The 14,564-nt window shown below is 57.5% G+C and carries 13 protein-coding genes; 6 read left to right on the forward strand and 7 right to left on the reverse strand.

Annotated features, from left to right (window positions below):
- Position 1: 1 nt before the first annotated feature.
- The 4 genes from BEN30_RS02685 to cobO all read right to left on the reverse strand — a co-directional run bounded on the left by BEN30_RS02685 (position 2) and on the right by cobO (position 3,677).
- On the reverse strand, positions 2–304 hold the full coding sequence (locus tag BEN30_RS02685) for a rhodanese-like domain-containing protein (protein ID WP_069956775.1): 303 nt from the start codon (positions 302–304) through the stop codon (positions 2–4).
- Positions 305–732: 428 nt separating this feature from the next.
- On the reverse strand, positions 733–2,217 hold the full coding sequence (locus BEN30_RS02690; RefSeq protein ID WP_069956843.1) for a cobyric acid synthase: 1,485 nt from the start codon (positions 2,215–2,217) through the stop codon (positions 733–735).
- 70 nt (positions 2,218–2,287) lie between these two features.
- Positions 2,288–2,983, reverse strand: a complete 696-nt coding sequence (locus BEN30_RS02695; RefSeq protein WP_069956776.1) for a lipid-binding SYLF domain-containing protein — start codon at positions 2,981–2,983, stop codon at positions 2,288–2,290.
- Between the two features lie 85 nt (positions 2,984–3,068).
- Positions 3,069–3,677, reverse strand: a complete 609-nt coding sequence (gene cobO, locus BEN30_RS02700) for a cob(I)yrinic acid a,c-diamide adenosyltransferase (RefSeq protein WP_069956777.1) — start codon at positions 3,675–3,677, stop codon at positions 3,069–3,071.
- 128 nt (positions 3,678–3,805) lie between these two features.
- On the opposite strand from cobO, the gene BEN30_RS02705 reads away from it, so the two are divergent.
- The 6 genes from BEN30_RS02705 (at position 3,806) to BEN30_RS02730 (ending at position 11,662) form a co-directional block, all read left to right on the forward strand.
- A complete protein-coding gene (locus BEN30_RS02705) occupies positions 3,806–5,080 on the forward strand; it encodes an ATP-binding protein (RefSeq protein ID WP_069956778.1) in 1,275 nt (424 codons plus the stop codon).
- Positions 5,081–5,132: 52 nt separating this feature from the next.
- Positions 5,133–5,630 carry an ATP-dependent zinc protease family protein gene (locus BEN30_RS02710; protein WP_069956779.1) on the forward strand — a complete coding sequence of 166 codons (498 nt, stop codon included), beginning with the start codon at positions 5,133–5,135 and terminating at the stop codon, positions 5,628–5,630.
- 33 nt (positions 5,631–5,663) lie between these two features.
- Complete coding sequence (gene rimK / locus BEN30_RS02715) at positions 5,664–6,569, forward strand: 30S ribosomal protein S6--L-glutamate ligase (protein WP_069956780.1); 906 nt, start codon at positions 5,664–5,666, stop codon at positions 6,567–6,569.
- A 43-nt stretch (positions 6,570–6,612) separates the two neighbouring features.
- A complete protein-coding gene (locus tag BEN30_RS02720; RefSeq protein WP_069956781.1) occupies positions 6,613–7,650 on the forward strand; it encodes a succinylglutamate desuccinylase/aspartoacylase family protein in 1,038 nt (345 codons plus the stop codon).
- A gap of 137 nt (positions 7,651–7,787) precedes the next feature.
- Positions 7,788–9,194, forward strand: coding sequence for an adenosylhomocysteinase (gene ahcY, locus BEN30_RS02725; RefSeq protein WP_069956782.1), 1,407 nt, complete (start codon positions 7,788–7,790; stop codon positions 9,192–9,194).
- 140 nt (positions 9,195–9,334) lie between these two features.
- Entirely contained in the window at positions 9,335–11,662 is a 2,328-nt protein-coding gene (locus tag BEN30_RS02730; protein WP_069956783.1) for a sensor histidine kinase, read from the forward strand.
- A 119-nt stretch (positions 11,663–11,781) separates the two neighbouring features.
- Here BEN30_RS02730 and BEN30_RS02735 read toward each other — a convergent pair whose 3' ends face one another.
- From BEN30_RS02735 to BEN30_RS02745, 3 genes are all read right to left on the reverse strand, one after another.
- Positions 11,782–12,576, reverse strand: coding sequence for a c-type cytochrome (locus BEN30_RS02735; RefSeq protein WP_139134805.1), 795 nt, complete (start codon positions 12,574–12,576; stop codon positions 11,782–11,784).
- Positions 12,577–12,603: 27 nt separating this feature from the next.
- Entirely contained in the window at positions 12,604–13,311 is a 708-nt protein-coding gene (locus tag BEN30_RS02740) for a c-type cytochrome (protein WP_069956785.1), read from the reverse strand.
- Positions 13,312–13,415: 104 nt separating this feature from the next.
- Complete coding sequence (locus tag BEN30_RS02745; RefSeq protein ID WP_069956786.1) at positions 13,416–14,495, reverse strand: NAD(P)/FAD-dependent oxidoreductase; 1,080 nt, start codon at positions 14,493–14,495, stop codon at positions 13,416–13,418.
- Positions 14,496–14,564: the final 69 nt, after the last annotated feature.

Genomic DNA, 14,564 nt, shown 5'->3' on the forward strand with positions numbered 1-14,564 from the left:
ATTAACCTCCCTGAGCCAGCCACGCCTTCCACCCACCGGCCAAATTGTAAATTTCGCTGAGGCCCAGTTGTTCGAGGAAACTGCACAGGTCGCGACTGCTGTTGCCTTCATAGCAGTAGACCAGCACCGGGGGATTGGTGCGGCGTTGTTTCATCAAGGTGGAGATGACGTGGTCGCTGGCGGGTTGGGCCTTGGGCAGTTGGCCTTGGCGCTGGCTCGAGGTGTCGCGGGTGTCGAGCACCACCAGATTTTCGCGTTTTAACAAGGTCGCGACGTCGCGGACGTCGATGTCTTGGTAACTCATTTTAAGTTCCCCTTATGGATGGCCAAAGGTGCCGGTGTGCCGAACACAGCAAGTTTTGTTCCAGCCGTAAGGGGTTGTTTTTAAAGGGAACTGAGAAAGGCCAATGCGACAAATTGTCGTGTGTTCCTCAACGCGACGTGTGGATTGTGTCAACGCCTGTCTTTGCTTCACGCAAAAAAGACGTCAGGACGAAGCGTTATCAACTCAGATCGTATGGGGCACCCTAAGGGCACGCTTGAATTCAGCCGTCTTGCGCGGGCTTGACCCGCGTATCCATGACTTTTTTAGGAGGCGCGAGTAAGACGTGGATGACCGGATCAAATCCGGTCAGGACGAAACTTCGTCGAAGACTTTGGTCCTCCCCGTCATTGCGAGACCCCGAAGGGGGGCGTGGCAATCCAGGCGCCGCGTCGAGGAACCTTGTTATTTTATGTCGCAAGGCCCAGCACAGTGTCCAAGTCCAGACAGGCTTCCAAATGATCCGCGAGCGCGTCGAGCGCGTTTTCCACGCCTTGTTCGTAGGCCGCGCCGCCGCTGCGGCCTTCGCGCAGTTGGCTCAAGAAGTCATGGCGAAAGGCGTCCGTTGCAAACACGCCGTGCAGATAGGTGCCCATGACGTGGCCACTGGGGCTGAGTGCACCCTCTTCGCGGCCGTCTTGAAGATGGAACCAGGGCGTATGGCGATCGGGGCCTTCGGTGAGGCCGATGTGCATTTCATAGCCTGCTATATCCAGTCCCGTTGCGGCGACTTTGCCCGTCACCTGCTCCAGGGTTTTGTCGCCCGTCAGCACGGTTTCCACGTCCAAAAAGCCCAGGCCCGGTTCTTCGCCTGCATCCCCTTCGATGCCGTCGGGGTCTGAAATGCGCTGGCCCAGCATTTGATAGCCGCCACACAGGCCCACCACCAAACCGCCGCGGTGGAGGTGCGCGGCGATGTCGATGTCCCAGCGTTCCGTTTTCACTTGACGCAAATCGCTGATCACGGATTTGGAGCCGGGCAGCACAATCACGTCCACGTCGCCGGGAATGGCTTGGCCCGCCTCAATCATCAACACTTCAACATCGTCTTCCGCCATCAAGGGATCGAGATCATCGAAGTTGGCGATGCGCGCCAAGCGCGGCACGGCGATGCGGATGGGATGCGCGCCATGGCCGCGTCCCGCTTCCAGCCACGTGCCCAACGAGGCGCTGTCTTCTTTCGGCAGTTTTGCAGCGTCCAAAAACCACCCAACAACGCCCAAGCCCGGCCATCCGGTGCGCGCTTCGATGTCGGTCATGGCGGGCATAAACAGCGCCACGTCGCCGCGAAATTTGTTGATGACAAAGCCCTTGATCAGGGCGCGCTCGGACGGCATCAGCACCGCATGGGTGCCCACCACCTGGGCGATGACACCGCCCTTTTCCACGTCGCCCGCCAGCACCACGGGCACGCCATCCGGTGCATTGGCCGCCAGGGCGAAGCCCATGTTGGCGATGTCGCCGGCGCGTAAATTGACTTCCGACGGACTGCCGGCCCCTTCGACAATCACCAAATCACAGGTCGATTTCAGGCGTTCGAACGCGGCCAGGACGTCCGGCAACAGGGTTTCTTTAAAGGTGCGGAAATCTTGCGGCTTCACTTGGCCGCGCATGTGACCGTTCACCACCAGCTGGGCGCCGGAATCGTGTTCGGGTTTCAGCAACACCGGGTTCATATCGGTGTGCGGGGCAACCCCACAGGCACGGGCCTGCAACGCCTGAGCACGGCCGATTTCGCCGCTGTCCGAGGTAACGGCGGCGTTGTTGGACATATTTTGCGGCTTAAACGGGCGCACGACCAGGCCACGCCGGGTGAACGCCCGACACAGCCCCGCCACCAGCAAAGACTTGCCCGCGTCCGAGCCGGTGCCTTGCACCATAAACGCCTTGGCCATCGGCTGAGGTGCCGGGGCGGGCTCTTTCGGGGCTGGTTCTTTAAGTGAAACTTGAGCTGATGCCGTACGCTTATTGACCATTCAACACCTTGCGCAAGCCGTCAGCGGCGGGGTTTTGCGCACGCCCTCCCAGCACAATGTCGGTGGGCGTCAGCATTTCGCCGTAATAGGCTTTGTTCAAGTCGTTGCGTTTGATCAAGGCGGCGGCTTCGAGCGAGCCCCCGGCGAACGCGCCCACGCCTTGGCTGAAGACCAAGATATCGGCACCGGCGTTGGTGGTGGTCGACGCTTCGACCCCCGCCCCGATGGTGCCGATGATCAGACCCAAATCAGCCCCCAGCTTGCCTTGATGGTCGATGACCGCGCGCACCGCGTCTTGGCTGAAAATCAGCAAAATCGCATCGCCAACCTGAGCGCCCGCTTGCAGGCCGACACTGCCCGCCGCCAGCGCATAAAAGGCGGGTTGGCCCCATTCACCGTTTCCATTCTTGGCCAGCAAAACACCGCTGCCGCCTTCTGCCGCCAAAATAAAGCCGCCTTTGATCACGCCCGGCATGATGAGGATACCTTGGGCTTTGGGCAGCATGGCGCGAAATTCATCCATGGGCTGTTCGTTTGAGGCCTTGAATTTTTGCACCGCCAACTGCGCGCCTTGGACAATCTGGTGGGCCCGCGCTTCATCGGTGATGGGGCGGGTCGAGCACGCTGACAAGGCCAACGGCAACGCCATCAACACCACTACAATTGCTTTGATACGTGAAATCATCTGACTGCCCTTTTTCATGAACGCGCCGATCCCGTCGATTCGCCCGATTCACCTCAGTTGAGAGCGTAAAAATACCACGCAAATGTTAAAATTCGATGCCTTCTTGTGCTTTTATCCCGGAGCGGAAAGGATGCTTCACCAACGTCATTTCCGTCACCAAATCGGCCACGTCAATGATTTCATCCAGCGCATTGCGCCCGGTCAGCACCATGTGCAAATCCGCCCGTTTGGATTTCAGGGCGTCCACCACCATCGCGGCGTCCAATTGGCCATAGCGCAACGCAATATTGATTTCGTCCAAAATCAGCAACGAAATGGTGTCGTCCGCCATCATCGTCGTCACCGCTGCCCACGCCCGGGCGGCGGCGGCTTTGTCGCGCTCTAAGTCCTGACTTTCCCAGCTGAACCCTTCGCCATGGGCTTCAATCACGCATTGATCGCCGAATTTTTCAAACGTGACGCGCTCGCCCGTGTCCCATTTACCCTTCACAAACTGCACGATCCCCACCCGGCGGCCATACCCCAAGGTGCGCAGGGCCATGCCCCAAGCGGCCGTGGATTTGCCTTTGCCCTTACCGGTGTGGACAATCACCAAGCCGCGCGTTTCGGTCTTGGCCGCCATGATTTTGTCGCGCGCGGCCTTCTTTTTTTCCATTTTTGATTTATGGCGTTCAGCGGTTTCGACTTCGGTCACGGCATCTGCTCCATTTTGGACTCTTTAAGGTATGTTTATAGTTTGAATAGCCTTTAGATTGAGGCATCTTTATAATAATCAAGCAAATGCTTAAGGCCATGGACAAATAAGAGAGGCGATCAAAGGGTATGAAGTCCGCAAAAATCCTTTTGGCCGGTGGCGGCATCGAGACAGAGCATGCCCTGCTGGAGGCTTTTAAAGAGGATGGCTTTAGCATTGATCTCGTTCATTCTGACGACACCGAGGAAACGCTGACGGCTTTGGTCAGTTTCAAATTTCAACTGTGTGTGGTGCGCGCCATCTCCGACCAGCCGGAATTTGCCCTGGCGGTGTGCGCAGGGGCCAAAGAATCCGGCGTGCGCATTCCCATCATCGTATTGATGGACATCGACAGTCGTCCTACGGAAAATGCCTTCATACAAGCCGGTGCCCTGGCGGCCTTGCCGTGGGACGGCAGTCAAGATGCGATGCTGCGAAACTTTGTCCACCTGACCGTCGTTTTGCGCAAATCCGAAGAAAGCCTGCGCAAAACCAACGATCATTTGCTCCAAGAAATGCGCACCATCCAGGATGAACGCGAACGGGCTGAGGCCATCAATATTCAGTATGTCGAATTGGCTGAGAACTACGCCCTTGCCAAAGACGAACTGGAAAAGCTCAACCAAGAAAAAAACAAGTTCTTTTCCATCATCGCCCACGACCTGCGCAGCCCCTTCACCGCCCTGCTGGGCTTCACCTCGTTGTTGGAGCAGCGCGTCGATGTGTTGACAAAAGAAAAAGTCAAAGATTACGCTCACACCATCAATGAAAGTGCCAACCGTGTATTCAAGCTGTTGGAAAACTTGTTGGAATGGGCCCGGCTGCAAATGGACCGCGTAGAATACACCCCCCATTTTTTTGCGCTGAACGAGATTGTCGCCAACACCCTTGAAATCCTGGGGCCTGTGGCCCGCGACAAAGGCATCCAGTTGAAGGAATGCGGCGAAGCCCCGACGGCTTATGCCGATTCCCAAACCATCGACACTGTGATCCGGAACTTGGTCAGCAACGCCATTAAGTTCACGCCAAAGGGCGGCACCATCACCATCCAATACGCCCACACCCCTGAACACTTGGCCCAGGTGAGCATCATTGACACCGGCGTTGGCATGGACGTCAAAACCGCAGAAGCGATTTTCCATTTATCGACCAACGTCACCACCAAAGGCACCGACGGCGAAAAAGGCACCGGCTTAGGCTTGCTATTGTGCAAAGAATTTGTCGAACGCAACCACGGAAAAATGTTCATAAAAAGCAAACCCGGGGTCGGCTCGACGTTCAGTTTCACCTTGCCCATGTCGGCACCTGCCGCCAACGAAACGGAACGCCCTCAAAAGCACTCATCCGCGCGTTCCGCATTCTGATCCCGCATGGTGGGCAAATGCCCGCTGTCCGTCAGCTTGAAAGTTCCGGTCCATGACCGTCAAACGCAAAACGTCCTCGTCCACGCTAAAACCTCTAAAGGTTTCAAAGCCCTCAAAATCCCGTTCACTCACGCTGATTGGCTGGCGCGAATGGGTGGATTTACCGCAATTGGGCATTCGGCGGATGAAAGCCAAAATCGATACCGGCGCACGCACGTCCGCCCTGCACGCCTGGGACATTGAACCGTTCGATGTCGACGGTAGGCCCTGGGTCCGTTTTAACCTGCACCCGATCCAACGTAACAATCGCACCGTAATCTCGTGCGAAGCGGCGGTAACCGATCGCCGCTATGTGCGCAACACGGGCGGCAAGCAGGAGATGCGCTACGTCGTTGAAACCGGTGTTACCCTGGGCAATGTAAGTTGGACGATCGAACTCACCCTGACCAACCGTGATAAAATGGGCTTTCGCCTGCTGCTCGGGCGCACCGCGGTGAAAAATCGCTTCTTGATAAACCCCGGTCGTTCCTATATCGCCTCACGCACCTGATTGTTCATAGCCCACCGAACTGGATTTTATCCGATGAAAATTATGATGCTGGCCCGAAATGCGGAACTGTATTCCCACGAACGCCTGGTCAAAGCCGCCCAAGACCGAGGCCACGAAATCGACGTTTTCGATACGCTGCGCTGCTACATGAACATCACATCCCATCGCCCGGAACTGTACTATGGCGGCGAAAAGCTGGAAGGTTATGACGCGGTCATTCCGCGCATCGGGGCGTCGATCACGTTTTACGGCACGGCGGTGGTGCGCCAGTTGGAAATGATGGGAGTCTATCCGCTCAACGAGTCTGTGGCCATCGGTCGATCACGCGACAAACTGCGGTCCATGCAATTGCTGGCTCGCGATGGCATCGGTCTGCCGGTCACCGCTTTTGCCCACGACACCAGCCGCACCGATCAGGTGCTCGAAATCGCGGGAGGCACCCCTGTGGTGATCAAATTGTTGGAAGGCACCCAAGGCATCGGCGTGGTGCTGGCGGAAACGCCGCGTTCGGCCAAATCCATCATCGAAGCCTTTCGCGGTGCCAAGGTGAACATTTTGGTCCAAGAATTCATCAAAGAAGCGGGCAACAAGGACATCCGTGCCCTGGTGGTTGGCGGCAAGGTGGTCGCGGCCATGCAGCGCACCGGATCGGGGGATGATTTCCGCTCCAACCTGCACAGGGGCGGCCATGCGCAAAACATCAAAATCACCGCCGAGGAACGCTCCACCGCTCTGCGCGCCGCCAAGGCTATGGGCCTGAATGTGTGCGGTGTGGATATGCTGCGTTCCAACCACGGTCCGGTGGTGATGGAAGTCAACTCTTCGCCAGGTCTTGAAGGCGTTGAATCGGCCACCGGCATTGATGTCGCAGGCAAAATCATTGAATTTTTGGAAAAAAATGCCAAACCCGGCAAAACCAAAACCAAAGGCCGAGGTTAGGCAGATATGATGTTAGGCCTCATGAACGACAGGTCATATGTAAATGGTTGAGCCTTTCCTGATCAATGGCACCTCGGTGGCGCCCGGCACCCGCAAGACGGTGGATATTCCCGTCAGCTTGCTGTCCAACCACACGCCCATGAACATGTCGGTTCACGTGGTGCACGGAAAACGCCCCGGCCCGGTGATGTTCATTTCCGCCGCGGTGCACGGTGATGAAGTGATCGGCGTGGAAATTGTGCGCCGGATCGTCAACGCCAGCGCGGTGCGTACGCTGCGCGGCACCTTGTTGTGCGTGCCCATCGTCAACGCCTTTGGCTTCATCAACCACAGCCGCTACCTGCCCGACAGACGCGATCTCAATCGTTCCTTTCCGGGTTCGCCCAAGGGGTCCTTGGCGGGGCAATTGGCCAACCTGTTTATGACCGAAGTGGTCAAGCGTTCCGACATCGGCATTGATCTCCACTCCGCCGCCCAGCACCGCATCAACCTGCCGCAAATTCGCATCACCCGTGACGGCAACCGTGCGGCAGAGCTGGCTGAAGTGTTCGGTGCGCCGGTGGTTCTGGAATCGCCCTACCGCGAAGGCTCACTGCGCATGACCGCGCATGAGGCCGGCGTGGATGTCTTGGTCTATGAAGCCGGTGAAGCGCTGCGTTTTGATGAATTTGCCGTGCGGGTCGGCGTCAAAGGCATTTTGCGGGTGATGAAGGCCTTGGGCATGGTCGCAGACAAGGCCGTCGCCGACACCAAAACCAGACCCCAGTTCGCCACCACCAGCCACTGGATCCGCGCCCCCCGCGGGGGGTTGCTCAGGGCCTTTCACACCATTGGCGAAGCGGTGCATGTGGGCGACGTCATGGGCGTGATTTCCGATCCCATCGGCGAAAAGGAGCGCGAGCTCTTAGTGCAAACCGAAGGCGTCATCATCGGGCGCACCAATTTACCCATCGTCAACCAAGGGGACGCTTTGTTTCACATCGCCCACATTCGCCGTAGCGGCGGCGTCGAAAAGTTTGTCAACCAAGCGGAAAAAGAGTTTGAAGTCGATCCGTTGTTCGACGAAGACGAAATTATTTGACCCTTCCTCCGCACCTATTGCCCCTCCACCCCAAGAATCGGTACATTTCCGCCCTTGCCCCGCCGCCTAAGGGCTGGTAAACCCCCAACCAACAGATTCACTCAGTTCACCGACTTTCACGTCCAGGAGACGCATCCATGAGCGACGCACAAGACTTTCAAGTTGCCGATATCAGCCTAGCCGAATGGGGCCACAAGGACATTGACCTGTCCAACACCGAAATGCCCGGACTGGTGTCCATCCGCGAAGAGCTCAAAGCCGAGCAACCGCTGAAAGGCGCACGCATCGCCGGGTCCTTGCACATGACCATTCAAACCGCCGTGCTGATTGAAACGCTGGAAATGCTGGGCGCTGAAGTGCGCTGGGTGTCGTGCAACATTTATTCGACCCAAGACCACGCCGCCGCCGCCATCGCCGACAACGGTACCCCGGTGTTTGCCCACAAGGGCGAAACCTTGGAAGACTACTGGGACTTCACCCACCGTCTGTTCACGTGGCACGATGGCGGCTCGCCCAACATGATTTTGGACGACGGCGGCGACGCCACGTTGCTGTTGCATCTGGGCAAGGACGCGGAAAAAGACCTCTCGGTCCTCGACAAGCCCGGCACCGAAGAAGAAGAAGTCCTGTTTGCCGCGATCAAGGCACACCTTGCCAAAGACCCCCAGTGGTACACCAAGGCCGCCGCCAACATCAAAGGCGTCACCGAAGAAACCACCACCGGCGTGCACCGTTTGTACGAAATGGCGAAAAAGGGCACGCTGTTGTTCCCCGCCATCAACGTCAACGATTCCGTCACCAAATCCAAGTTTGACAACAAGTACGGCTGCCGCGAAAGCCTGGTCGATAGCATCCGCCGCGCCACCGACGTGATGATGGCGGGCAAAGTCGCCGTGGTTTGCGGTTACGGCGATGTCGGCAAAGGCTCTGCGGAAAGTCTGCGTTCGTCCGGCTGTCGCGTGCTGGTCACCGAAGTCGATCCGATCTGCGCCCTGCAGGCGTGCATGGAAGGCTTTGAGGTCGTCACCGTCGAACAAGCCCTGCCCGAAGGCGACATCTACGTCACCACCACCGGCAACGTTGACATCCTCACCGTTGAACATATGCGGGGCATGAAAGATCGTGCCATCGTCTGCAACATTGGTCACTTCGACAACGAGATCCAGGTTGCGGGCCTCAAAAACATGAAGTGGAACAACATCAAGCCGCAAGTGGACGAAATCACTTTCCCCGACGGCAACCGCATCATCTTGTTGGCCCAAGGCCGCCTTGTGAACCTGGGCTGCGCCACCGGCCACCCCAGCTTCGTCATGTCCGCAAGCTTCACCAATCAGGTTTTGGCGCAGATTGAACTGTTCAAGAACAACGCTGACGGCAAATACAAGAACGACGTTTACGTTCTGCCCAAACACCTGGACGAAAAGGTCGCCCGCTTGCACCTGGACAAATTGGGCGCAACGCTCACCAAATTGTCCCCCACACAAGCCAAATACATCGGCGTCACCGTCGAAGGCCCGTTCAAGCCCGATAGCTACCGCTACTAAACGGCCAAACATATTTTACGAAAGGGCGCTCACCGGAGCGCCCTTTTTGTTGCCCCAAAGACAACCTGGGCCTAACATCCCCCTCAAGGGATCACCCCCCTGATAATGCTGAGAAAATCCGAAGGGACATCTGTCGCACTATGGACGGTTTCACGTTCAACCAAATCTTGGCAAGCGCAGCCCCGCTTCTGGCGCTGGCGATGGCGCTGGCAGCGCTGGGGCTGATTGTGTTTGCGTTGCGTCAACGCCGCCAACTCAATCAACTGCGCCACAAGCATGAGCGGCTGTTGTCCGACGCCGAAATCAGCCATGAAATTTTGGCCACCGCGCCCGATGGCTTGTTTTTGTGGGTGGTGGCGAACAATTCCGAAGCCTGTTCGCGGCGCTTGGCGGTGCTGTTGGGGCTGCGCGATGGCGTGCGTTCCAGTTTTCGGTCGGTGATGGAATGCTTCACCGGCGACGACGCCAAGGTTTTGATGGGCGCAGCGCACCGCCTGCGCACGGCAGGAGCACCGTTTGAATGTGTGGTCACCACCAAAGACGGCGCGCGGCGATTGCTCATCGTTGGTGTGCGCGCAGGTGCCGGCGAAGTCCATGACGGCGAATCTGACGCCTCTTTGGCCGATGTTTTGTGGATGCGCGACGTTTCCGATTTGGCGCCGCCTGCCGAAGGGGCGAGCATCAGCGCGCGCGACATCATCGAAGCCATGCCTCTGCCTGCGTGGTTGCGGGGCGGCAAATTGGGTGTCCAAGCCATCAACAACGCTGCGCGGGTTTTGGGTGCAGCCCAGGCTGGACACAGCTTGGCAGAACGGGCACGGGGCGAAAAGTCGGCGCTCACCGAACGCCAGGTTCTGGACCGCGACGATGGTACATCGTGCCTTGTTGACATCACCGAAGTGCCGCTGCCGGGGGGTGGCACCTTGGGCATCGCGCAAGACATGACCTATGCCCAGCAATCCAAAGACACGTTTACCCGCCATATTCAGGCGCAAAACCAAGTGCTGGAAACCCTGACCACCGCCATCGCCATTTACGGTGCCGACCAAAAGCTCACCTTGTTCAATTCCGCGTTCGCCAAACTGTGGGACTTAAATCCCTCCTGGCTGAGCGACGAACCCGCCTACACAGATGTTCTGGAACGCTTGCGTGAACAACGGCGCTTGCCTGAAGTCGCCGACTTCAAAGCTTTCAAGGCCGAACAGACGGGCCTGTTTGGCCGCCTCGACGGGCCCCAAGAAACCTTATTGCACCTGCCCGACGGCTCCACATTGCGCTCCGTTGCCAGCCCTCATCCGCTGGGCGGCTTGATCTTCGCCTATGAAGATGTCACCGATCACTTGGATTTGGAACGCAATTACAAAACCCTGTCCGCGGTGCAGCGCGAAACCCTCGACAACCTTTATGAAGGGGTGGCGGTGTTTGGCGTTGACGGGCAAGTCAAGCTGATGAACCCGTCCTTTGCGCGGATCTGGAAACTGGCCCCGAAAAACGACGAAGTGCCGCTGCGCATGAGCGGCTTTATCAAGCACATCACCGCCTTGATCCGCCGTGACGATGGGCCGAACGGCGGTGACGGTGCGTTCGACACCATCCACCTGGCCGCCAAGTTGATGAGCCGCGATTCTGATCGTGGTCGGGTCCGCCTGACCGACGGCGGGGTTCTGGAATACGCCAAGGTGCCCCTGCCCGACGGTGCCGTGTTGCTAAGCTATCTGGACGTCACCGACAGTGCGCGGGTCGAAAACGCCCTGTTGGAACGCGCCCACGCCATGGCCGAAGCCAACGTGTTGAAATCCGAATTCATGGCCGGAATCAGTCACGAGATTCGCACCCCGCTGAATGCCATCGTCGGTTTCGCCTCAATTTTGACCGATAATCATTTTGGTGAGCTGAATGAGCGCCAGCATGAATATTCGCAAGGCATCGTCGAAAGCGCCGAAGAACTCATCGGCATCATCGACAACATGCTCGATTTGGCCTCCGTCGAGGCGGGGCTCATGACCTTGGAGCTGGACACCGTTGACGTGAACCGTTTGCTTGTGACCGCCATGAATTTGATCCGCGAACGCGCCCGGCGCAAAGACGTCGATATCGAATTCGACAGTCCCGCCGATATCGGCTGGGTGGTTGCGGATGAAAAGCGCCTCAAGCAGGTATTGTTCACATTGTTGTCCAGTGCGGTATCGAGCACACCGCCGGGGGGGCAAATTCTCTTGCAGGCGCACCGCGAAGGCGGCGACGTGGTGTTCAGCGTCACCGATGGCGGAACCGGCTTGAAAGAAAACGAAGTCCCGCCGGGCTTGGCGTTGATTGCGCGTTTTATTGAACTGCACAATGGTGAGGTCCAGCTGACCAGCCGTCCAGGGCGCGGCACCCAGGTGTCGTGTCACTTGCCCGTCGAAGTCGATGAAGACAGCCAGCGCCAGCCCGATCTGTTCAGCGGATTTATCGATCGTCCCCGCTAATTATTGAGCTAAGCTATTTATTTGATTAAATAAATAAATATCCGAAATAAGCATTTTCAATAAGATTCTTTAATTCATCTTATATACGCAACGCACATGGGACGTACAGCACCTTTACCTTACAGCCCACCCCGGCAATCAAGCGCCGCAAAATAGCCCGAAATTTCATCGATATCGCTGTCCGTCAAATGTTCAGCCTGGGCTTCCATGGTCGGATGACTTCGCGACGGCGCGTTCGCATCGGGTATTAGCCCCCGCGCAGAATCGCGGATCATGATCAACTCTCGACGCAAATAGACCTGGTGCTGTCCGGCCAAATTCGGGGTATTGGGTTCGAGGCTGATGCCGTTCTGCCCATGACATACGACGCAGCGGTTTGTTTTTGTCGGTAGGGACGGGCGAATTTCCGTTATTACCTTGGGTTTTCCACCATCGCACGGCAGGCTCGACAGGGCCTTCACAACGGAGTCAAGCAGCGCGCTTGGCACACTTTTGGCCATGCCGTCCATCGCCACATTGTTGCGATGGGGCAATTTGCTGCGAAACGCATCGAATTGATCACCCGTTTCGTTCCTGTAGAGGACCTCATCGGACGGATCGTTGCCCGTGTGTCGAAACACCTGCAACTGGCGGCGGATATAGTCTGGTTTTTGCCCCGCAATGGTGGGGTATGCCGGGCGCAAACTGACCCCGCCTTCACCGTGGCAGCGAAAACAAACATCAAGCTCACGCTGCACATCGGAGCGAAACGACGAAACCCCGACGGCTTGCGGCTCCAATTGTGCGTTCACCTGCATATCTGGGGTCGGTATATTCGGGTGTGCATCCGTCTGATTCTGCACGTACCCAAGCACGCCAAGCGTCCCGAGCACCGCAACGGCGCCGACCACCCAAAATCGTTTCTGTCTGTTCACGGGGAGATCCTTTGTTTATGGGTACCGTTATTGAGCCCTATCAGATTTAATCCCACCCGGATTTGCGCCGCGACAATCCAACTCGGTATAATATCGAGCAATGGCGTCGATATCGGCGATGGGAATGCGGGCCGTTTGGGCTTCCATAATCGGATGGCTGCGCCATGCTTCGCCTTCACGGGGCTGCGCCCCCCAGGCGGTTTCCCGGATCAGCAACAATTGGCGACGCAAATAGGCGCGCTGCTGCCCGGCCAAATTGGGCACTTGGCTTTGCGAACTGATGCCATCCACACCGTGACAGACGGTGCAGGCCTCTGCGCTGGGAGGAAGAGACGAAGTCTTGGTGTGTGGAGGCGAGGCTTTACCACCATCGCAAGGCAAGTTCGACAAGGCCGCAGCCAACGGATCAATTAAATGATCGGGAACCCCCGCCACCATGTGCTCCATCACCGGATCGGTGCGCTTGAGCGGTGTGGCCGTTCGCGGCCCGTCTCCGCCCTCGGTCGTTTCGTTGGCGCTTAAAGCGGCCAGCCTAAAGGCCTTCAGTTGGCGACGAATATAATCGGCTTTTTGTCCGGCCAGCGTAGGACGGGTGGGAATTTGACTCACCGCGCCTGCGCCGTGACACTGAAAGCACATTTGCAAAGTGTCATCGATCTGGGATTTTTCGTCGCGGACCTTTTCCGATGGGGATGGCTGAGAAGGTGCGTTTTGGGCAAGGAGCGGCGCACTCATACCAAAGACGAGTCCCAACACAACCCAAAAACGATACCTATTGTTCACGCTCATATAACGTATGCCCACATCAGCCACATCAGCCACATCTGTCAAACCGCAGTCTAGGCGCTGCCCGGCACCCCACTCGAAGTCGAATGTTCAAAATGATAAGCTTCGTTCGGATGGATATGGTCCCGCGCGCTGTGCGCCGCCAAGGCGGCTTCCGAAAAACCCATCAAAATCAGCTTCAGCTTACCCGGATAGGACACAATATCGCCCGCCCCAAAAATACCTGCACGCCCGGCGTTCATGGTGGCCGGATCAACGCTGATGTGATTGTGCTCGATGCCCAATTTCCATTCGGCTATGGGGCCGATGTTTTGCGACAAGCCAAAAAACGGCAGCAACACGTCGGCTTCCAAGACACGGTCGTTGCCGTCCAAATCCGCAACCCGCACCGCGTTCAAACCATCCGGCCCGCCTTCAAGACCCGCCAACTGATAAGGCACCACCAATTCCACATTGCCGCTTTTGGCCAAAGCTTCCATGCGCTGCACCGTTTCGGGCGCGGCGCGGAACTTTGGTCGACGATGCACGACTTTGATGCTTTCGGCGACTTCGGCAAGGGACACCGCCCAATCGACAGCCGAATCGCCACCACCCGCGATGATGACCTTTTTACCGCGGAAATCTTCGCGGCGCTTGACCAGATAATTCACGCCCAAGCCTGCCCCTAAACCTTCAAAGTCCTGAATGCCGTCCAAGGGGGGACGATTGGGACCAAACGCGCCGACGCCCGCCGCAATGATCACCGCGCCCGCATCGATGCTCACCCCTTTGGAGGTGGTGAGCTGCCAGCGTCCGTCCGGCTTACTGGCCAGCGCCGTGACCTGTTGGGACAAATGATACGTGGGGTGGAACGGGGCCGCTTGGGCCTCCAGATTGGCAATCAAATCGCCCGCCAAGATATCTGGATGGCCGGGAATGTCATAAATGGGTTTTTCCGGGTACAAGGCCGTCAATTGCCCGCCCACATCGTCCAACGCATCGATCACATGACACGACATTTTTAACATGCCGCATTCAAATACGGCAAACAGGCCCACCGGGCCCGCGCCGATCACGGCGACGTCAGTTTTCACGGGTTCCGAGGGGGCCTCAGCGGCGTCATGCGACGTAGGGGCATCTGATGAGTTGGGCATAGCCTCTCCCGATGGATGAGGGTTAAACAGGTTGTGCGAATCTTATGAGCTTTATAACAGGTTCACACT

Source organism: Magnetovibrio blakemorei (assembly GCF_001746755.1).
GTDB classification, from domain to species: domain Bacteria; phylum Pseudomonadota; class Alphaproteobacteria; order Rhodospirillales; family Magnetovibrionaceae; genus Magnetovibrio; species Magnetovibrio blakemorei.

Excerpts from the sequence above, each read along its gene's own strand:
- BEN30_RS02685 (WP_069956775.1), bottom strand. The coding sequence starts at position 304 with ATGAGTTACCAAGACATCGACGTCCGCGACGTCGCGACCTTGTTAAAA.
- BEN30_RS02690 (WP_069956843.1), bottom strand. The coding sequence starts at position 2,217 with ATGGCCAAGGCGTTTATGGTGCAAGGCACCGGCTCGGACGCGGGCAAG.
- BEN30_RS02695 (WP_069956776.1), bottom strand. The coding sequence starts at position 2,983 with ATGATTTCACGTATCAAAGCAATTGTAGTGGTGTTGATGGCGTTGCCG.
- BEN30_RS02705 (WP_069956778.1), top strand. The coding sequence starts at position 3,806 with ATGAAGTCCGCAAAAATCCTTTTGGCCGGTGGCGGCATCGAGACAGAG.
- BEN30_RS02710 (WP_069956779.1), top strand. The coding sequence starts at position 5,133 with ATGACCGTCAAACGCAAAACGTCCTCGTCCACGCTAAAACCTCTAAAG.
- rimK (WP_069956780.1), top strand. The coding sequence starts at position 5,664 with ATGAAAATTATGATGCTGGCCCGAAATGCGGAACTGTATTCCCACGAA.
- BEN30_RS02720 (WP_069956781.1), top strand. The coding sequence starts at position 6,613 with ATGGTTGAGCCTTTCCTGATCAATGGCACCTCGGTGGCGCCCGGCACC.
- ahcY (WP_069956782.1), top strand. The coding sequence starts at position 7,788 with ATGAGCGACGCACAAGACTTTCAAGTTGCCGATATCAGCCTAGCCGAA.
- BEN30_RS02730 (WP_069956783.1), top strand. The coding sequence starts at position 9,335 with ATGGACGGTTTCACGTTCAACCAAATCTTGGCAAGCGCAGCCCCGCTT.
- BEN30_RS02740 (WP_069956785.1), bottom strand. The coding sequence starts at position 13,311 with ATGAGTGCGCCGCTCCTTGCCCAAAACGCACCTTCTCAGCCATCCCCA.
- BEN30_RS02745 (WP_069956786.1), bottom strand. The coding sequence starts at position 14,495 with ATGCCCAACTCATCAGATGCCCCTACGTCGCATGACGCCGCTGAGGCC.